Source organism: Acidimicrobiales bacterium (assembly GCA_035294085.1).
Taxonomy (GTDB): Bacteria; Actinomycetota; Acidimicrobiia; order Acidimicrobiales; family Bog-793; genus DATGLP01.
The window spans coordinates 70,201-88,798 of sequence record DATGLP010000025.1 but is presented as its reverse complement, the minus strand read 5'-3'; the positions used below and the strand labels follow the sequence as shown (position 1 = coordinate 88,798).

The 18,598-nt window shown below is 64.5% G+C and carries 17 protein-coding genes; 15 read left to right on the top strand and 2 right to left on the bottom strand.

Annotated elements, in window-relative coordinates:
• Positions 1–248: 248 nt before the first annotated feature.
• Positions 249–863, top strand: a complete 615-nt coding sequence (locus VKV23_09120; protein HLI16195.1) for a hypothetical protein — start codon at positions 249–251, stop codon at positions 861–863.
• A gap of 704 nt (positions 864–1,567) precedes the next feature.
• Here the strand turns inward: VKV23_09120 and VKV23_09115 are convergent.
• Positions 1,568–2,623 carry a YhfZ family protein gene (locus tag VKV23_09115; protein ID HLI16194.1) on the bottom strand — a complete coding sequence of 352 codons (1,056 nt, stop codon included), beginning with the start codon at positions 2,621–2,623 and terminating at the stop codon, positions 1,568–1,570.
• A gap of 659 nt (positions 2,624–3,282) precedes the next feature.
• On the opposite strand from VKV23_09115, the gene VKV23_09110 reads away from it, so the two are divergent.
• The 10 genes from VKV23_09110 (at position 3,283) to VKV23_09065 (ending at position 14,725) form a co-directional block, all read left to right on the top strand.
• Positions 3,283–4,167, top strand: coding sequence for an SMP-30/gluconolactonase/LRE family protein (locus VKV23_09110; GenBank protein HLI16193.1), 885 nt, complete (start codon positions 3,283–3,285; stop codon positions 4,165–4,167).
• 232 nt (positions 4,168–4,399) lie between these two features.
• A complete protein-coding gene (locus tag VKV23_09105; protein HLI16192.1) occupies positions 4,400–5,512 on the top strand; it encodes a substrate-binding domain-containing protein in 1,113 nt (370 codons plus the stop codon).
• 143 nt (positions 5,513–5,655) lie between these two features.
• Positions 5,656–7,287, top strand: a complete 1,632-nt coding sequence (locus VKV23_09100; protein HLI16191.1) for a sugar ABC transporter ATP-binding protein — start codon at positions 5,656–5,658, stop codon at positions 7,285–7,287.
• Positions 7,281–8,303, top strand: coding sequence for an ABC transporter permease (locus VKV23_09095; GenBank protein HLI16190.1), 1,023 nt, complete (start codon positions 7,281–7,283; stop codon positions 8,301–8,303). The genes VKV23_09100 and VKV23_09095 overlap by 7 nt, the downstream gene beginning before the upstream one ends.
• Positions 8,304–8,315: 12 nt before the next feature.
• Positions 8,316–9,326: an ABC transporter permease gene (locus VKV23_09090; GenBank protein HLI16189.1), complete on the top strand. Its 1,011-nt coding sequence runs from the start codon at positions 8,316–8,318 to the stop codon at positions 9,324–9,326.
• A gap of 30 nt (positions 9,327–9,356) precedes the next feature.
• A complete protein-coding gene (locus VKV23_09085; protein HLI16188.1) occupies positions 9,357–10,574 on the top strand; it encodes a four-carbon acid sugar kinase family protein in 1,218 nt (405 codons plus the stop codon).
• The gene (pdxA, locus tag VKV23_09080; GenBank protein HLI16187.1) at positions 10,571–11,587 is read left to right on the top strand and encodes a 4-hydroxythreonine-4-phosphate dehydrogenase PdxA; all 1,017 of its coding nucleotides are present in this window, start codon (positions 10,571–10,573) and stop codon (positions 11,585–11,587) included. The genes VKV23_09085 and pdxA overlap by 4 nt, the downstream gene beginning before the upstream one ends.
• Positions 11,584–13,008: an FAD-binding oxidoreductase gene (locus tag VKV23_09075; protein HLI16186.1), complete on the top strand. Its 1,425-nt coding sequence runs from the start codon at positions 11,584–11,586 to the stop codon at positions 13,006–13,008. The genes pdxA and VKV23_09075 overlap by 4 nt, the downstream gene beginning before the upstream one ends.
• 14 nt (positions 13,009–13,022) lie before the next feature.
• The gene (locus tag VKV23_09070) at positions 13,023–13,478 is read left to right on the top strand and encodes a MaoC/PaaZ C-terminal domain-containing protein (protein ID HLI16185.1); all 456 of its coding nucleotides are present in this window, start codon (positions 13,023–13,025) and stop codon (positions 13,476–13,478) included.
• Between the two features lie 50 nt (positions 13,479–13,528).
• Positions 13,529–14,725: a CaiB/BaiF CoA-transferase family protein gene (locus VKV23_09065; protein HLI16184.1), complete on the top strand. Its 1,197-nt coding sequence runs from the start codon at positions 13,529–13,531 to the stop codon at positions 14,723–14,725.
• Between the two features lie 364 nt (positions 14,726–15,089).
• Here the strand turns inward: VKV23_09065 and VKV23_09060 are convergent, their stop codons facing one another.
• The gene (locus VKV23_09060; protein ID HLI16183.1) at positions 15,090–15,278 is read right to left on the bottom strand and encodes a hypothetical protein; all 189 of its coding nucleotides are present in this window, start codon (positions 15,276–15,278) and stop codon (positions 15,090–15,092) included.
• Positions 15,279–15,522: 244 nt separating this feature from the next.
• Between VKV23_09060 and VKV23_09055 the strand changes: the two genes are divergently transcribed.
• The 4 genes from VKV23_09055 to VKV23_09040 all read left to right on the top strand — a co-directional run bounded on the left by VKV23_09055 (position 15,523) and on the right by VKV23_09040 (position 18,596).
• On the top strand, positions 15,523–15,690 hold the full coding sequence (locus VKV23_09055; protein ID HLI16182.1) for a hypothetical protein: 168 nt from the start codon (positions 15,523–15,525) through the stop codon (positions 15,688–15,690).
• Positions 15,691–16,644 carry a hypothetical protein gene (locus VKV23_09050; GenBank protein HLI16181.1) on the top strand — a complete coding sequence of 318 codons (954 nt, stop codon included), beginning with the start codon at positions 15,691–15,693 and terminating at the stop codon, positions 16,642–16,644.
• 328 nt (positions 16,645–16,972) lie between these two features.
• Positions 16,973–17,824: an SMP-30/gluconolactonase/LRE family protein gene (locus VKV23_09045; protein ID HLI16180.1), complete on the top strand. Its 852-nt coding sequence runs from the start codon at positions 16,973–16,975 to the stop codon at positions 17,822–17,824.
• Positions 17,825–17,951: 127 nt separating this feature from the next.
• Positions 17,952–18,596: an enoyl-CoA hydratase-related protein gene (locus VKV23_09040; protein HLI16179.1), complete on the top strand. Its 645-nt coding sequence runs from the start codon at positions 17,952–17,954 to the stop codon at positions 18,594–18,596.
• Positions 18,597–18,598 lie beyond the last annotated feature (2 nt).

Here is an 18,598-nt window from a genome sequence, read left to right as displayed (position 1 = left end):
CGTGAGGCGCACCGACAGGCGTGCGACCTGCTCGATCGCGGAGAGCAGGTCACCCTCACCGTCGAAGGCGGCGTGGATCTCGGCGCGGATGGTCTCGGTGGGCGATACTCGTGGTGCCACGGGCGTGGGTCCTCCTTCGTGTTTTCGAACGGCTCGAAGGAACCTACGCCCGTTGCGCATTTACACCAAGGACCTGACGCCACCGGTCCATCTTCACCGCGTCGCTTCGCCTGTGCGCCGAGGCGGGGATGACGACTGTCGGTCTGGTCGCGCTCGACGGAACCAAGATGGCCGCCAACGCCTCGAAGTCGGCCAACCGCGCGAAGGACACCATCGACGAAGAAGTCGACAAGACGTTCGCCGATGCCGAAGCGACCGACGCGGCCGAGGACGCGCAGTTCGGAGACGCCAGAGGTGACGAGCCGCCGGCCACCCTCAGAGGGCGAGCGGATCGTCGCCGTCGCTTCAAGGCCGCGAAGGAGCTCCTCGACAAGGAACGAACAGCCGAGCGCAAGGCGCATGAGAGGCACCGAAGGACAAGGCCGGGGCGCAGGAGAAGAAGGTCAACACGACCGATCCCGACTCCAAGGTGCTGTCGACCGCCAAGGGCTTCCTCCAAGGGCTACGCCGCCCAGGCGGTCGCGCACGAAGACCAGGTGATCGTCGCGGCCTCGGTGACCGACGAGCACAACGACATGGGCCAGCTCCACCCGATGATCGAGGCGACGAGGACCTCGCTCGCTGAGGCTGGTATCGACGACCAACCCGGCACGCTCCTGGCCGACGCCGGGTACTGCTCCGAGGAGAACCTCGCCGCCTTGGACGAGAGGGCCCCGACGCCTCCGTCGCCACGCGCAACATGAAGGAGCACGAGACCCCGCGCACCGGACGGCGCGGGCGGCTCCGGAAGGACGCCGCGCTCGTCGAGCAGATGGACCCCAAGGTGACCGACGAGGCCGGCCGCGCCCTCTACCGGAAGCGCCAGAGATCATCCAACCCGTCTTCGGACAGATCAAGGACGGACGCCACGTCCGCCGCTTCATGCGACGAGGCAAGGACGCTGCCGCCTCCGAGTGGAAGCTCGTCCGCGGGACCCACAACCTCGTGAAGCTCTACCGGCGCGCTTCGTGACGCAGAGGCAGCGCCCGACAGCCAGATGGCCACCGCAGCGAACTGCTGACCGGAGGGCCCGAACTCCCTGCCGGCCGCAGTTCACCCGTCGGCAGCCCCTGTCAGGCGGCGCCGGTCGAGAGCGCTGCCAGCGCCCGTCTCACCGCGGCGTCCGGTTGCCGTTCACGCAACAGGCTCTCCAGGGGACGCCAATACTTCAACACGCGCCCACGAAAGTGTCACAAGACTCGCGAGAGGAAGCGTGGGCCAGGGCTGAAGCCCATTTCGTGGAGGCTGGCGCCCTGCAGCGACCACCGGCGCCGAGGGTCGTTACGATAGCCCTTCGGGCGCTCGTGGACCCACTTCAGCGGCGCGAGAGCTGGAGGAACCCGAGTAGTCTCTCCTTTCGGCCCGTACGCGTATTCACATGCTGCAGAATTCCAATCCTGAAGTCCGGTCAGTAGCGCGGGATCCGGACACCGCGAATGACCTCGCTCTCTACTGCTTCAACACGGTCGGCGTCGACGAGCCGGCGAAAAACGGCATGAACAGCTAGATCATCGCTCCGGGCAATGAGGGCCAGTGAGGATACGTCCTTCCACGTGTCCTCAGCGATGACCGACTCCGGGCGGATCAACTCGACCTCTTCGAGCGACCCCTGGAGCCGACGATTGGTCTGGTGCCAGACCGCAATGTCGATTGCCCCGCGCATTACGAGGTCAGGAATAAGGTGGTAGGAGATGTCGCAGAGCTCAGTTCGTCGAGACGTCCGGTCCGTCGACAGCCAAGCCTGAGTGAGCAGCACATGGTCGTAGGAGCTACGGTCGATGCCCACTCGCAGCGCGCGGCGTGCGGGTAGCGGACGTTTGCTCAGCAGCCGGAGGGAGTCGGCCGCGTAGTAGGTCCCAGGCGATCCCCGGTAGACGATCTCAAACTTTGCATCATTGCTGGAGGCCGTTCTCGCTGCCGCGAGCGAGCACGCGGCGAAGTCGACACTCCCGCCGAGAAGTTCATCGAGCCGCCGCGCGGAGCCCGGTAGGAAGCTGAGGTGCAATCTGAGGCCGACGCTCTCGAAGCACTCGACGACGCCGGTGGCAAACCCTTCGAGTTCGGGCGAGTCTGGCAGGGGGCAGAGCCCTCGCACGTAACTCCTGCCAGTCGCTCGCCAGAGCTCCGCGATGTTGCTCTCGATGAGGAAGGCCCCGAGGTGCCCGCGCGGCTGCACCCGTATTGCGCCGATCTGTTCGAGTGTTCGGAGCGCCTTTTGCACCGTGCCCTGACCCGCCTTGGTTTCACGAGCGTAATCCGCGACGGTGTTGAGCCTGCCTCCCGGCTCGATCGCGATCAGCCGAGCGGCAAGCTGTTGCAGCACGAGCCCGTTCTTCAGCAGCAGAAGGTGCGACATGGCCTCCTGCGACGTCCCATCAGCCATGAGTTCCCCGTTTCCTCCGAACGCGTGATCGCCGATCCTCAGAAGGGCCTCGGCATAACACCCGGCACCTGGGATCGCCACCCCTGGCTGGAGTCAACTGCGATGCTGTTCCCTCTCCTCGTGGGCGCTCTTGACACAATACACAGCGGACTGTAGAATTGCTACCGGGCTGCTCGGGAAGGGGGGGTTCCGCGTTGGGCAAGGGCAATGCCACCTGCGTGAACGAGGCGAGCACCACCGGCAACGCAAGAGGTGCGGGCAGGGAGCGCGCTCGGCCGAGTGTCACGCCGGGTGGCTGCATCAGATCGGGGGGACGGCGGTTTCAGGGACTCACCAACGGGGCGCGATGAGCAAGCGCGCGGCGGCCGCCTGCGGGCCACGCCGGATCCTGCTGCCAACCACTGGCTGGCTGGCCGACCACCGCCCGTTGTTCCGCCCAGACAGTCGGTCACGGCATCGGCGACGTGGCAGCAGTTCCAGAGCGAGCTGATCACCCTCTGTCAGGCCGGTGTGACGCGGCTGTTGCGGCATGTCGGGTACTCGCCGAGCGCGCCGATCTAGTCGACAAGGATCTCGAACTTGGCTGAGTTGTGTGCAGACTGCCGTAGCCCTCTCCGCAATGGAACGCGTCGTCATTCGCGGCGCGCACGACGTGTCTGCGAGCCTGCCGCCTCACCTGCGAGGGAAGCACCAATCCGCACAGCCGCATTCCGGACGAGGTGGGGCGAACGGGGGTGAACATGGACATCGAAATACTGGTTGAAGGGATCGGGCACGCCGAGGGACCGGTCGTATTGCCCGATGGCAGGTGCACCTTCTGTGAGGGATATGAAGGTCGACTGGGCGTCTGGAGCCCATCAGGCGGTCGTGGCGTCTACGCCAAGCTTGGCGGTGCACCGAACGGTGCCGTGCTTGGCGCCGATGGCTGCGTGTACGTCGCCAACAATGGTGGCGCGATCGGGCCGTATCGATCGTCGGATTTTGGACCAGGCTCAATCCAGAAGGTGTGGCCCAACGGTACTGTCGAGACCGTTGTCTCATCGGTAGCCGGTCATCCATTGAACATGCCGAACGACCTGGTATTCGCAGCCGATGGGAGACTCTATTTCACGGATCCGGGTATCTGGGATGCGGAAGCGCGTCCTGACGATGGCTACGTCTATGCCGTATCTCCGGATGGCGCAGTCGAAGTGATTGCCAGCGTTGGAAAAGCATACCCGAACGGGATAGCGGCCGAACCGGACGGGAGCATGGTGTGGGTGGAGTCCTACACGCGTCGGGTGCGGCGCTGGCACCCGAACGGCGATATTGAGGAGGTGCACCAATTTGCCGACGAGCGCCATGTGCCCGACGGCTTGGCCATCGCCGAAAATGGTGACCTCTACATTGCGACACTGTCATCGGGTGGATTTCACATACTAAGCCCCGACGGCTCACGGGTCGAACTTGTCGATCTCGGCGGTACGACGTTGTCGAACTGCGTCTTCGAAGGTGGCGATCTGTTCCTCACGGACTTAGGGTCCCAGGCTGGAGTAACTCAGGAGGCAGTATTTTTCGGGCGGCTGCTGCGTTGTCGTCCGGGAGTCACCGGCATGGCTATGTTCCGGGGGGTGATCGGCGCTTGAACCGGCGAGGACGCCAGAACACGGAGACGCAAGGCCTCTCGGCATCCGACTCGGTGCCGGCGGGAAAACCATGAGGGGGAAGGAGCAAAGAATGAATTGCCTTCGCAGAAGGGCACAGTTGACGCTCTCCGGAGCGGCGTCAGCGACGTTACTGTTCGTGGGGCTCATTGCTGCGGGAGCTGCACCGCACGCCGCTGCCAGCGGCAGGCAGGGTCAGTTGCCGACTTCGCCGGTGAAAAACTATACGAAAGGCCTTCCGGCGCCCATCGCCCAGCTGTACCCGCATGCAGTCGACCTGCTTGGCCCGAGCGCGTATCGTGACTGGAAGCCAACGAAGCCGCCCTGGACGGTCTGTTTCCAGAACTCCTATCTCGGCAACTCGTGGCGCGCCAACACGCTCGCCGCGTGGAACCAGATGGTTGCTGAGTATAAGAAGGCGGGGCTTGTCGCCAGATCGTTCGTGACGAACTCCAATCTCGTGACAGCCACTGCCATATCGCAGTTTAACGACATGATCACCGCCGACCACTGCAGCGCGATCCTTACGATTCCGAACGGCACATCGGCACTTGACAGCGTGATTAAGCGTGCGTACGACGCGGGTATCCCAGTCGTTGTCGACCAGGGTCCGCAGACGACGCCCTACGGAGAGAACTACGACGAGAACTTCTACGAAATTGGGATGCAGTATTTGAACTTCTATGCACAGAAGCTGCACGGCCAGGTGAACCTGCTCGACGTCATCGGGATTCCCGGCGAAACGCTGTCGGTCGACTACCAGACGGCACTCGCTGCATTCTTGAAGACGCACAAGAACTTCCACGTTGTCGGAACCGTAACCGGTCAGGTGACCGACAGCATCGCGAAGCAGCAGGTTCTTCAGTTCCTCTCGACCCACCCGGGGAGGATTGATGCCGTCTACCAGGAGGGTGGCATGGCTTCGGGAATCCTGCAGGCGTTCCTGCAGGAGCACCGGCCGATCCCAGCCATGGGCGACGTCGGTGCGGGTGGCTTCCTCGCCGTGTGGCACGAACTCCTGCAGAAGGGCCAGCATCCCAACTTCATCGGCCTCGCCGAGCCGCCTCGGGCGTCAATGCGGGAGGCCTTCCGTGTGATGATCATGATCCTCGAGGGCAAGCACCCGAAGAACATCACGATCTACTTCACGCCTCCGCGGATCACGAGCGCCAACCTCAACAAGTGGTGGAACCGATCACTGACAGTGAGCTCCACGAATTACCCTGAGCCGCCGGGTATCCTCCCGATGAAGGACCTGTACCCGTACTTCACCAATCCCGGTCCGACGGTCCCGTACGACGGAAAGGGGAGGGGAATCTCCGGGTGACGCACCAGCCCCGACTCCGGTAAGTAGCTGGTGATGAGGTATTGAAGTCGGTCATGGCCGGGCACGTCGTGCCCGGCCATGACCGAGCTGTGACGTAACGCCGCGAAAGGATCACCTATGCGGCGAGGAAGATCACAAAGTAGATGACCGGACAGGCAGGAAAGACCGAGGATTATGAGCTCGAGTTCCGAGGCGTGTCAAAGCGCTTCGGGGCGAATGTAGCGCTTAACGGACTATCCTGCACTTTGCACGCGGGCCGTATCTACGCACTCGTTGGCGAGAACGGGTCTGGCAAGAGCACCCTCACGAAAACGCTCGGCGGCGTCGTGGTTCCGGACCGAGGCGAAATTGTACTCGGCGGCAGGAGCTTGCGTCCCTTCCGACCGCAGACTGCCCTCGACAGTGGCATTAGCGTTGTCTATCAGGAGCTCCTGCTGGCGCCGGACTTGAGCGTGCTCGATAACGTATACCTCTGGGAACGGCGCTGGCTTCGACCATCTCGATATTCTCGTCTCGAGCGGGATAGGGCCGAAGAAGCGATCGCAGCCCTCGCTTCCGACCCGCCCGATCTCGATCAGCCAGTTGGAACGCTCGACCTCGGCCTTCAGCAGGTCGTTGCAGTCGCGCGGGCGCTCCTTCGGCGAGAACGGGACCGTTGCTTCGTTTTCGACGAGTCGACTTCCGCACTCGATCGGGACGAGGCGGCCAGGTTGCTTTCCATCTGCCGGGAGCTCGCCGATCGTGGGCGGATCGTCATCTTCGTCTCGCACCGGATGAGCGAGGTGACTGGCGTAAGTGATGCGGCGATCGTGCTTCGCAACGGCGAGCTGGTGGGAGAGGTAGAGGGTGACGACCTCTCGACCGACGTGTTGCTCGAGCTGATGAGCAGCGGTCGTCGGGAGAGGGGGCCGGGGCGGGAAGACGCGGTTGGCGCGGCTGACCGGTCCTCTCAAGCGATGGTGGGCCGAATTGCTTCGGTCAGGAGGCGCCAGGCGGATGAATTTAGGCTCGTCGTGTCCGGAGTTGTGCTTGCTGCAGAGGCTGTCCCAGTGGAGCTTGAATTTGAAAGCGGCACGATTGTTGGTCTTGCTGGACTGGATGGCCACGGGCAGTCTCGCTTGCTGAAGGTGCTTGCCGGGATGGAGAACCATAGTGGCACCGTTCAGCTGGCGTTCGAGCCGTCCAGCACCTTGGTGAGAATCGCCGGTGTGAGCGAGGCGGTGCGCCATGGGGTTGTCTATGTTCCCCGGGATCGCAAGAGGGAAGGGATCCTTCCGGGCCAGTCTGTTCTGGACAACTTCGCTCTGCCAATGTGGAGCAAGAAGTTCTCGAAGTATGGCGTCATCCGACCCGGGAAGGCTCGGCGCGCCTTTGCGCGCTTCAGAGACGAACTGCAGATCCGAGCAAGCTCAAGTGGTGCCTCGATTGACTCGCTCAGCGGCGGGAACCAGCAAAAGGTCATTCTGGCGCGCTGGCTTGCGGCTGAGCCGAGGGTCGTTATCCTCGACGACCCGACCCGCGGCGTCGACCACGCCACGAAGCTCGACTTCTACCAATCCTTGCGGGACCTGGCGACTGCCGGTGTCCTGGTCTTGCTCGTGTCCACTGAGCTCGCCGAACTGGTCGCCTTGTGCGACCGCGTCGTCGTAATGCGCAATGGCGCTGTGGCGGCAGACCTGCCAGCAGGAGAACAGGCGATTAACGAGGCGAGCATCCTCGCTGCGATGTTCGGCGAGCTGCACATTGATAGGGGGACCGAGGTGACGACGTGGTAGCGCTCGGTTACCTGGGGAATCTGCTCCGCCGCACCAGTTACGCGGGGTTTGGCACGGTCGTGTTCGTCGGCATGCTCATCGCGAACGTGGCACTCGATCCCGCGCTCGTGAAGCCAGGCAATCTCGCCAGTACCGTCCAGGCCCTCGCTCCACTCGTGCTCGTGGCGATGGGAATGACGCCAGCCGTACTTTCGGGGCGCGGCGGGATCGACCTCTCGCTCGGCCCGCTCGCAGGCTTCGTCACCGTCCTGCTCGCCGGTTACCTAAACCACGGTTGGTTCGGCACGCTCTGGGTGATCGTGCCGACTGCGCTCGCTGCGGGCTTCGTCGTCGGCGTGGTCAACGGTTGGATTATCGCGGGCGTGCGGATCCAGCCGATTGTCGCCACGCTCGGTACCTATCTTGTGCTCACGGGGCTCGGACAGCAGTACGTGCCGAACAACGGGGGCACGCTGCCACCGGGACTGAACCTCGGCGGCAGCTGGGCTGGCATTCCGAGCTCCGCTGTGGTCCTTGTGCTCGCCTGGCTGGCCTGGTTCGGAGTCACGCGTCTCCGCTACCATCGCCTGCTTCTCGCCGTCGGACAAGACGACCGCGGCGCCTACTCCGCTGGTACCTCCGTCGCTCGGGTTCGCATTGTCGCCTACGGAATCGGCGGCGTGTTCGCCGGTCTGGCGGGCCTGGTACTGACGTCGCTGATCAGCGGAGGCGACGCCTCGATCGGACCCTCGTACACGTTGGTGGCGATCGCTGCCGTCGCGCTCGGGGGGACGAGTCTCGCAGGCGGGCGAGGTGGCATGTTCGGCAGTGTAATCGGCGCCCTGGACATTTACCTGATTCAGAATGTCCTGTCCCTCCTGAACCTGCAGGTGTTCTACGTGAACCTGGTCTACGGGTTGATCCTCATCGCTGTCGTGACGTTGAACCGCGTCGTTACGGTACGCATCGGTACAGCTCGACGACCCCTGGAGCGCAGTCAGGCCACCACCAGCACGCTTGCCTCCGCGCGGTCCTGACGGAGAACAATTATGTCAATCACGGCGCACCCTGCGAGTCGTGGGCTTCCAAAGACGAAGGTCGCACAAGAATTTCCCCGATGGGCGACGCGCTTTGGCCCGTGGATCGCGATCATCGCGCTCTATCTGATCGGGCTCGCTACGATATCCGGGTTCGCCTCGCCAAACAGTATTGGGTCTCAGCTTGCTCTGAGTGCGTTTCTCGGCGTGGCGGCCGCTGGACAAACGACGGTGATCCTGCTTGGCGGGATCGACCTATCGATGGCAAGCACCATCGGCCTCGGTGAGGTGGTCACCTCTATCCTCTACGCCAGCCACGACTCGATGGCGACGATCTTGCTGCTACTGCTTGGATTCGGTGTCGCGATCGGCCTCATCAACGGTGGGATTAGCGCCGTTGCCCGCGTGCACCCGCTCGTCGTCAGCTTAGGTACTGCGTTCGCAGTGCAAGGCGCCGTCCTGATCTGGACTCACGGCGGGATGGGGGCTGGGGCGTCACCTCCGTGGCTCGCCACCCTTACGAGCCCGCAAATGAATCTCGGTGTCGTCCAGCTGGCGCCGGTCGTGTTTGTCTGGCTGGGTTGGGTGGTCCTGGAGTGGGCCATCGAGCGGCGAGGGGTCATCGGACGCCACATCTTCGCCCTCGGCAGCTCCGAGGCGGCCGCGGTGCTCGGAATGGCGCGGCGACGTACGACGTGGATCGTGGCGTTCATCTTCAGTGCACTCTCCGGCGAGGCGGCGGGTGTGCTCCTGACCGGGTTCTCTGGCGGAGCGAACTTCGGCGTGGGCAGCCCCTATTTGTTCACGACGATCACTGCGGTTGTGATCGGGGGCACGTCGCTGCTCGGCGGGGCGGGAGGCGCGCTCCGCACGGTCGCTGGGACGTTGCTCGTGATCGAGATCTCGACGCTTCTCATCGGCATCGGCATCGGTCCGAACCTCCAGGAGTCACTCCTCGGTGCGTTCATCCTCGTCGTGGCAGCGCTGAGCGGTCGGGAGGGTCACGTGAGGACGCAGATCTAAGCGAGCAGCACCGGCCGGGGAACTCCCACGATGACGCCAACACTGGCATGGACGAGGTTCGTCGCCCTGAGCGACGACATGACCGGCGCGGCAGCCTGCGCCGGCGAGATTTCGCGCGCACTGCCGCAGACCCGTGTCGAGCTGCTCTCGTGGCGCGCCGTTGTTGAGGGGAGCCGCGGTGCGACGGCGGTGGTCGTCGACACCGCGTCTCGCATGGAGAGCGTCGACGAGGCTCGCAGGAGGATCTCCTCGGTCATCGCCGCCTTGGGTGCCGACAACGTCCACGGTGAGTGTTTCTGGTACAAGCGGATCGACAGCCGGCTCCGGGGCCACATTGCCGCTGAGATCGACGTGGTGCGCCGGGACCTGCAGCTGCCGGCCGTGATCGTGCCAGCCGCCCCGGCACTTGGGATCGAGACGGTCGCGGGTACGCAACTGCGGCGGATTGGCGAACGTCAGGATTCGTTCGGGTCGGCGGCCCGCAGCTGGTTGAACGACTGCGAGCTGCTCAGGCCTACTGACAGCGATGCCGCAGCGCTCTCGAAGCTGCTCGATGCCGGCAATTCCGTGTTGTTCGACGCGTCTTCCGTCGGCGATCTTCGCCGCATCGCACGGCTTCTCACCGCCGTGGCGATCACGCAGTCGTTCTTCGTTGTCGGATCGTACGGAATGGCAGCTGCGCTGTGCGAGGCGAGGATCATTCGTTTAAACGAATCGGAGGGACGCGAACCGAGGCCGGCGCCCACGCTCGTCGTCGTTGGAAGCACCGAGGCAGCTTCATGCGCTCAGGCCGACCTGCTCGAGAGCACTGGGATTTTCACGGTCAAGCCGTGGGAGCAATTCGTCACGGTCGACGGGCGTCGGCAGGTGATCGACAAACTCACCGCGGGACGCGATGCTCTCGTCCGCCTGGCCGATCAGCCAACGATGACGGAGCCCGAGCCGGCACGTGCCGCCGCCGAGGCACTTAAGGTCGTTCTCTGCGAAGCGAATCCGGGTGCTATTGTCCTTGTTGGTGGAGATCTCGCCTCCTCGGTCGCCGCGCGTCTGGGGAGCGTATCGGCGTCGGTCATCGCCGAGCCGTGGCCGACGATCCCTATTCTTTGTGTCTCCCGTCCCGGTCGCCAATCTCTGCTCGTAGTCGTCAAGTCCGGTGGAGTGGGGCGCCCGGAGTGGCTGCTGCACGCGCTGAGCATGCTTCGGGCGCTCGACGCGGCTCGCCAACGAGGAGGGAGTGTTGTGCCGTGATCAAGCGCCTCGTCCTGACCTTGGGCGACCCCGCCGGTATCGGTCCCGAGATCACGGCGAAGACACTCGCGAACTGGCCGCATGAGCTTGGGGTCCGACCCGTGGTTGTCGGTTCTTATGAGCGACTGCGGCGCGCTGCGTCCATCTGCAAGCTCGAACTCAATGTTTGGCGGGTCCAGGAGACCGAGTTGGTCGCCGTTGGGGTCGATTCGGATCGCCGGATCCCAGTTATCGACGATGATACGTGGCCTGATGTCAGTACGATTCCATTCGGCCGTCTCGACGCGAGCGCCGGTGAGGCTGCCTGGCAGTATCTGTTACGCGCTGTCGAGATCTGTCGTCGTCGCGAAGCGGAAGCGCTGGTCACCGCACCGATCAACAAGCAGGCGTTCTTTCTCGCAGGACACGGTGATGCTGGCCATACGGAGATGCTGCGAGACCTTCTCGGCGCTCCGTGGTCGACCACACTGTTCGCGACGCGCAATCTGCGTGCTCTCTTTCTAACCCGTCACACATCGCTTCGCGAGGTCATCGAGGCCTTGAATAAGGATGCGATCGTCACCGCCATCGAGCGGTTTGCGAGTGTGAGTGCGGCGATTGGACTGCCAGACCCGCGCATCGCCGTTGCTGCCCTCAACCCGCACGCCGGCGAGGGGGGACACTTCGGGACCGAGGAACGCGACGTGCTCGAGCCGGCTGTCGAGTCGGCTCGCCGGCTCGGACTCAACGTGACGGGGCCCGTTCCTGCAGACTCGGTCTTCTATTTGAACGCGCAAGGGCAATTCGATGTGGTGCTCTGCCTCTACCACGATCAAGCGTCTGCACCGCTCAAGGCGGTCGACTTCCACGGCACAGTGAGCGTCACGCTCGGGCTGCCGTTCCTCCGCTTCTCCGTCGACCATGGGACCGCGTTCGACATCGCCGGCCGGGGTGTGGCCGAGGCGGCGAATCTTCAGGCTGTCGTGCGATACGCGAGCGAAATCGTGGCACTGAAAGACGGGGGGCGCCGGTGAGCCTGCAGCTGCGCAAAGAACTCGAGCGTGCAGGCGTGAACCTTAGCCTCGAGGACGCTGAGCGCGAGGCCCGCTCCAGCGACATGTTCCCTGGCTTCGCGAAGTGGCCGCGTGAGCTGCGGCATCGGGCGCGTCCTGAGCTCGTTGTCTATCCGCGCAACGACCGTGAAGTAGCGACGGTCCTGGCGGCAGCAAGTCGGGCCGGGATTGCGGTCGTCACGTTTGGTCGCGGATCCGGTGTCACGGGGGGCGTCATCTCGACCGTGCCGCACCTCGCACTCGACACGTCGCTCCTCGCGGGCGAACCGGAGCTGAACGAACGCGACCTCACTGTTGTCGTCGGTGCTGGCGCGGCCGCCGGAGAAGTCGAGCGCTGGTTGAACGAGCGCGGCTACACGCTTGGCCACTACCCGCAGTCCCTCCACCTCGCATCGCTCGGGGGTCTCGTGGCCACGCGCTCGACAGGCACCTACAGCGGCTGGTACGGGGGAATCGAGTGCTTGGTGAGTGGGCTCGACATCGTGCTCAGCGACGGCACCCCGATCCAACTGAGGTCGTCGCCTCGCTCGGCGACAGGACCGAACCTCATCGAGCTGTTCATTGGCAGCGAAGGCACGCTCGGGATCATCACGCGCGTGCAGCTTCGCGTCAGCCGCACCCCCGAAGCGCAGCTACTCCGCAGCTTCGGCTTTCCCGACCTTGAGCGGGGCCTCGAATCGATCAGGGAGATCGTCGCTCGAGGGCTTCGCCCAGCCGTGGTTCGCCTCTACGACGAGGTGGAGACTCGGATGGTCGCCGAGGACTACGGACTGCCGATCGAACATCCAGTCCTAGCGATTATCGGCTTCATTGGGACGGAGATGGTTGTGTCGGCGATGGACGCCGAAGCGATATCGACGTCGCGATACATCGGGAGCGCGGTGGACCTCGGACTGGACATTGGTCAAGTTTGGCTCAAGAAGCGCTTCGACGCCTCATGGCTCTATGAGGGCAACCGTGACGAGCTGCACCTGGCTGACTCGATCGAAGTCGGCCTGCCGTGGTCGAAGGCGCACGCGACCTACCGGAGGATAATGTCCCGTCTCGATCGCGTCGCTGATCGCGCCTGGGCGCACTTCTCCCATGCGTATCCGGATGGCGTTGGCACGTACTTCGTCTTCAGCCTCGAGCGGCCGACGCGTGTGGAGGTGTCAACGGCGCACGAGGAGGTTTGGCGAATCGTGATGGATGAGACCGCGGCCGTGGGCGGCACGCTCTCGCACCATCACGGTGTCGGCCTGGCGCGAAGTAGCTACGTGTCGGACTACGCCTCGGATGCCACCAGGCTGCTGGTGCTGGTGAGCCAGGCGCTCGATCCCAAGCGAATCCTGAACCCCGGCAAGTTCGGTGGCGGCGCCAGTGCTTGGCTTCGGACGAAGTGAAACGAGGGGGTGCTATGCAGGGCTACTGGGACGATTTTGTCGTCGGTGATCAATTCCTATCGACCGGGCGAACGATAGTCGACGCGGATATTCGCCTTTTCATCGGAGCAACGGACGCCACCCATCCGGCCCACGTAGATGCCGTGTACGCCTCCAAGCACCCGTTCGGTCGGATCGCCGCGCCGGGGGCGCTCGTGGTTGGTGTGGTGGACGGCTTCGTCGTGAAGTCACTGGTCCCTGCCCACCTGAAGATTGCACACTATGGCTACGATCGAGTCCGCTTTCTCGCACCCGTGCTGGTCGGCGACACCATCAAGATCAAGGCGACCGTCATGGCAAAGAAGGAACGCAACGAGCAGTTCGGCCTCGTCTACTTCCACTACGACGTGTTCAACCAGGACGAGAAGACGGTCGCCGTCATCGAGGACATCCAGATGATCGAGCGTCGTCCCCCCGACCCCGCCGTGTGAGGCGGCGCATCGACCTACAGGAGAAGTTCGCTGCCGGGGGAGGAAGCGTAATGGAAGGAATACTCAACGGCTATCGAGTGCTGGACTTCACTATTGCAATGTCGGGCTCATTCGCTTCGATGCGCCTCGGCGATTTGGGTGCCGACGTCATTAAGGTGGAGCCGGTTGGAGGCGAGTGGCAGCGTCGCGCTTCAGCGGGTGGCGCTCGCGGCAAGCGCATCAATGCTTCGTTCCTGTCACTCAACCGGAACAAGCGCAGCCTCGCGGTTGACTTGAAGGACGTTCGCGGTCTTGAGATCGTGAAGCGCCTCGCCGCGAGCTCGGACGTCTTCATCCAGAACTACCGCCTCGGCGTCGCCGAGCGGCTTGGGCTCGGTGTCGATGCCGTCAGGACGATCAACCCGAGCATCGTTTACGTTTCGATCTCCGGTTATGGGGAATCAGGGCCTTACGCCCAGCGGCCTGGACAGGATCTTCTCCTGCAGGGACTCGCCGGGTTTATGTTCTCGGCTGGTCGGGCGGAGGACCCACCTCAGCCCGCGCCGCTGTACGTCGTTGACGCGATCACGGCCTACTCTGCCTTTGAGGGGGCGCTCGCCGCCTTGCTACACCGCGAACGGACCGGGACTGGTCAGGTTGTCAAGGTCAACATGCTTGATGCCATCATCGCGATGCAGGCCCAGGAGCTCACGGTGTTTACGGTGGGCGGGATTGCCCAGCAGCGGTCCGCGACGCCGCATGCACACTGCTATATCCGAGCCCCCTACGGCATCTTTCGTGCGAAGGACGGCGACGTGATCATCGCCTTCTCACCGCTAGCTCTGCTTGGACAAGTGCTCGGCATCCCCCAGTTCGAGGACTTCGACGATGAGCTCGACGGTCATCGACGACGTGACGAGATCAATGAGCTCGTCGCCGAGGCGGTGAAGAACCGGACGGTCAAGGAGCTGTTGGAGCTTTTCACCGTCAATGATATTTGGGGCGGCCCGGTGAATTCGTACGCGGATCTTATTGTTGATCCGCAGGTGCGCGCGAACGGTAGCTTCGTGACCTACGAGCACGAGACCGAAGGGACAGTGACGACTCCGGGATTTCCGATAGCCTTCGAAACGACGCCGACTTCCGTGCGGCGTGGTGCTCCATTGCCTGGTCAGCATTCGCGTGAGGTGCTTCGCGAGATCGGCCTAGCCGAAGACGAGATCGAAGATCTGATCGCTGCGGGCGTTATCGGTGAAGAGCTCCCGTGAAGTCTAAGATTACTTCAGGCTCTTTACGCCCCCATTGGGCGGTTGCCTGATTCGGTCAAGGCGAAGGCGTCAGCGACAAAACTAGCGATTTCGCTAGGTCGGAGGTAGCAACGCCGACGATTGCACGAGTTGTCGGGATCGAATGTGGCCGACTGTTTGCGGCGGCATGCGCGTCGTCACGCTGGTACCGACTGGCGGGATGCTGGGTACGCTCAAATGATGAGTGCAATACGTCGGTAGTCGTCGAGCAGCACCGCGGTCGTGGGCCAGCGTTCGACGATAGGCACCATGCGCTGTCGTGCCCGATGCCTGAGACGCCCGGGGCGTGGAAGATGCCCCAGGGGAGGGCGGCGAGCAGGGCCTCTCACCAGTGTCCGGCGAGACGGAGCATCTGGAGCCACCGCACGAGGTCGGTGGCGATTCTCATGGTCATGAGCCAGGTTGCGTTGCCCTTGAAGCGCGAGAAGGGGAACCGTGTGCGCCCCGAGACCTCCAGGCGAGCGATGTCCTGTGCGACATGGGCGTGGGCCGCCATGGTGACGTCGACGTCCACGGGGTCACCCTGTTGGCGGGTGTAGCAGTCCCAGTTGCGGTACTGGAGTGAGGGGAAGAGGCCGCGCTGGGGTCCGGCCACAACGGCTCGCGCCGGACGATGTGGCGAGTCCCGTTGGGTCGCTTGGTGGTGTCGATCAGGCTGGTGAGGTCGGCCACGACCTCCCGTCCTTCTCCTGCCCGTCCTGGCCGAGGGCGGCCAGCCATGCCTTGTCGAGCCCGACGGAGTTGAGGATGTGGCCGCGTTGACCTGGGCGTTGGAGCGGGCCGAGACGAAGAAGCGGACGTGGCGGTCCCGGCAGGCCGAAAGGAAGTCCTCGGGGCACCTGGCCGAGTCAGCTCGCCCGAACATCCGGGACAGCGGGGTCCGGGTTCTCGCCTGGGCGGTGTCCTCGGGCGATCTGTTCTGGTAGTTGGGCGATGGCCTGGTCCAGCACGAGCAGGTGATCGGCAACGGTATTCGCGCCGGCGTTACCCCGGCGAAGCGGCGCCGAGAGCGCGACAGCAGTTCGATCGGCGAAGCAGAACATCGGGTGGAACCGGTAACCACCCTGAAGGTGGGCGTAGCCCCCTCCTGGCGCCCGGAATGGATCTCGACGAGCGAGACGTCGATGTCCAAGAGTACCGAAGCCGATCCCGTCGTGCCCGGCGTCCGACTCCAGACCCGGGCGCGCACTTCGGCCAGCGCCTGCAAGACCCCGGCTCTGGTGGAGGCGGTCATGTCGTGGAATGTCCGGGCGGGCATCGTGTCGAAGAGCACCGGAGCCGACCCGGTCGTGACCGATCCGCACGTGCTCGATCCGCACGTGCTCGATGTCGAGCAGCTCTCGCCGCCACCGGCCCGTGAGGCTCGGGGTCAGCCGTCTCGCCAGATGATCCGCCCCTTGAAGGCCCCGGTCCTGAGCCACCAAGTCACCTCGATTTCGAACGGTTGGACTAATCACCGAGAAGCATCGCGGGTTCGCTCACGGCTTTCGGCCGTTCACCGCGTGGGTGCGGGTGTGTTCGTAGAAGGCCTCGAGCCTGGCCGTGGCCTGCGGGGCCGACCGCTCCGCAAGTTTCGCGCAGCAGCTCCTGGCCGAGGATCGTGGCGCCGACCTCGCCGCCGCGGTCGCGGGGGCGAAGAGCTTGTCGCGCGCTCGAAGGCCCTCGTCATGAGCGGGCGGGCCGGGCGGCATCGAGCGGGTCGTCACGATGGCCGCGGCGGCCGAAGATCTTCTCTGGACGCGCCCGCGCACGTCGTTCATGGCCTCGCTGGCGAGCTTCACGGCCTGGCAGCGATCGATTCCGACGGTGACGCCGGCCAGCTTCGCGAGCAGGCCCTTGGTGCAGTGAGCTCTTCGCGTTCCGGCGTGGAGCGGGGCTGACTGCCGGATGCGCGATGCATCCGCTACCTGACGTCCATGACCTTGGGATCCTGCAGGTGGCAAAGCCAGCGAGATTGGCGGTCACTCCGTTTGAGTGAAAAGCGCCACATTGCCAACACTTGACAGAGCGTCGAGCAAGCGCGAGGGTGGCGGAGAAACGATTACCCAAATCGAGACCTCTGTCCTCCAGGAGCTACGCGGAGGGCTGTACCGAGGGGGGAGTGTGGCTGGTCGCGGACACGCTCATCGCCTGCTCTTACCGGAGCTGGAATGTGTGCCGGCGCCCTCGCCGTCGGGACCAGGAGGAGCGCTGAGCACCACGATACTCGTGACCGACTTGGCCTGGCCCGAGGGTCCCACCGTCCTCGACGACGGCCGGGTCGTTTTCGTCGAGACCTACCGCAGCCACCTCTCCGTCTACACCCCCGGGGTGGGGGTCGAACGGTTCGCCTTTACCGGTGGCGGGCCGAACGCCACGGCGCTCGGCGCGGCTGGCGAGCTGTACGTGGCCCAGAACGGCGGTGTGGTCGGCCCGTGGCGTGCGGAGGAGACGCGCCCGCCCTCGATTCAGCGAGTCGACGACTCCGGTAAGGTCGAGATCCTCATCACCGAGGTCGAAGGCCTTGCCCTCCAGGCCCCGAACGACCTCGCGTTCGGGCCTGACGGTCGTCTGTACTTCACCGATCCAGGGCGCTACGACCCGGTCGCGAGACCTGATCCGGGCCGGGTCTTCGCCGTCGGACCCGACGGCCGTGGCGAGGTGCTCGAGGACGGTCCTCCGACCTACCCGAACGGCATCGTCGTCGAGGCCGACGGAAGCGTCGTATGGGTGGAGAGTTACACCGGGGCCGTGAAGCGCTGGCGCAGCGGGAAGGTGGAGACGCTCGCCTCGGTGAACGAGCGCAACACCGTGCTCTACGGCCTCGCGGTTGACAGCGACGGGAACCTCTACGTCGCGGGGGCTGCCTCTGGCGGCCTGCACATCCTCGACCCAGCAGGATCGCTCGTTGGCTTCCTCGAGGTCGGCGCGAACCCGACGAACTGCGCCTTTGCTGGCGATCGCCTATACGTCACTGACGGCGGACACAGCGGCGAGTCAGCAACTCCGCATTTAATTGGCGCTCTCTGGCAGGTCGAGGTCGGGTCTCCCGGGGTGCCGCCGTTCCGAGGATCGCTGTGATGCATGCCAACAGGGTGGGCCCTGCCTGGCGGACCGAGAGGTGGGGACACGCGGAGAGGAAGTGGGGTATACGACGGGTTACCGAGGAAATGAGCAAACATGATCACCAGCGCTCAGCCGGTCAGGTATTGCGGATTGGGAGGTTCGTGTCCTCGTACTCACCCGGGCGGGGGAGCGCTCGTTCTGCCTCGGGTCGAACATCGTCGGGCTCGACGCCTACCCCGATCCGTGGGCGTTCTGTGTTCGGCCCGACCACGGCGACTCGGTGCGATCGATCCGCACGCCGGTGATGGCTGCGATCAATGGCTACGCCTACGGCGGAGGGCTGGAGCTTGCCATGTCCTGCGATGTGCGCATCGCGTCGCGCAACGCCACCTTCGCGGCACCCGAGATCAAGCTCGGCTGGGTTGGCGGGGGCGGCCAGGCCGCCTTCCTCGCGCACAGCGCGGGTCCCTCGAACGCGAGCTTGATGCTGCTGACCGGCGACCCCATCGACGCTCAGCGCGCGCTCGCCTGGGGCATCGTGAGCGAGGTCGTCGACCTGGAGGCGCTGCGCGCCCGGGCGCGCGAGCTCGCGACGACGATCGCGGCACGTCCGCCGATCGCCGCGGAGACGGCCAAGCTCAACGTACGGAACGCCTACTCGCTCCCCCTCGAGCACTGCATCCTCTACGAGCGCGACCTCCAGACCATCTGCTTTACCAGCGAGGACGCCGCCGAGGGTCGAGCTGCGTTCAAGGAGAAGCGGGTGCCCAAGTTCAGGGGGCGCTGACG

What these genes read in the sequence shown, in the direction of transcription:
- VKV23_09090 (HLI16189.1), top strand. Translation starts at nt 8,316, where the DNA reads ATGTCAATCACGGCGCACCCTGCGAGTCGTGGGCTTCCAAAGACGAAG.
- VKV23_09070 (HLI16185.1), top strand. Translation starts at nt 13,023, where the DNA reads ATGCAGGGCTACTGGGACGATTTTGTCGTCGGTGATCAATTCCTATCG.
- VKV23_09100 (HLI16191.1), top strand. Translation starts at nt 5,656, where the DNA reads ATGACCGGACAGGCAGGAAAGACCGAGGATTATGAGCTCGAGTTCCGA.
- VKV23_09065 (HLI16184.1), top strand. Translation starts at nt 13,529, where the DNA reads ATGGAAGGAATACTCAACGGCTATCGAGTGCTGGACTTCACTATTGCA.
- VKV23_09085 (HLI16188.1), top strand. Translation starts at nt 9,357, where the DNA reads ATGACGCCAACACTGGCATGGACGAGGTTCGTCGCCCTGAGCGACGAC.
- VKV23_09120 (HLI16195.1), top strand. Translation starts at nt 249, where the DNA reads ATGACGACTGTCGGTCTGGTCGCGCTCGACGGAACCAAGATGGCCGCC.
- VKV23_09110 (HLI16193.1), top strand. Translation starts at nt 3,283, where the DNA reads ATGGACATCGAAATACTGGTTGAAGGGATCGGGCACGCCGAGGGACCG.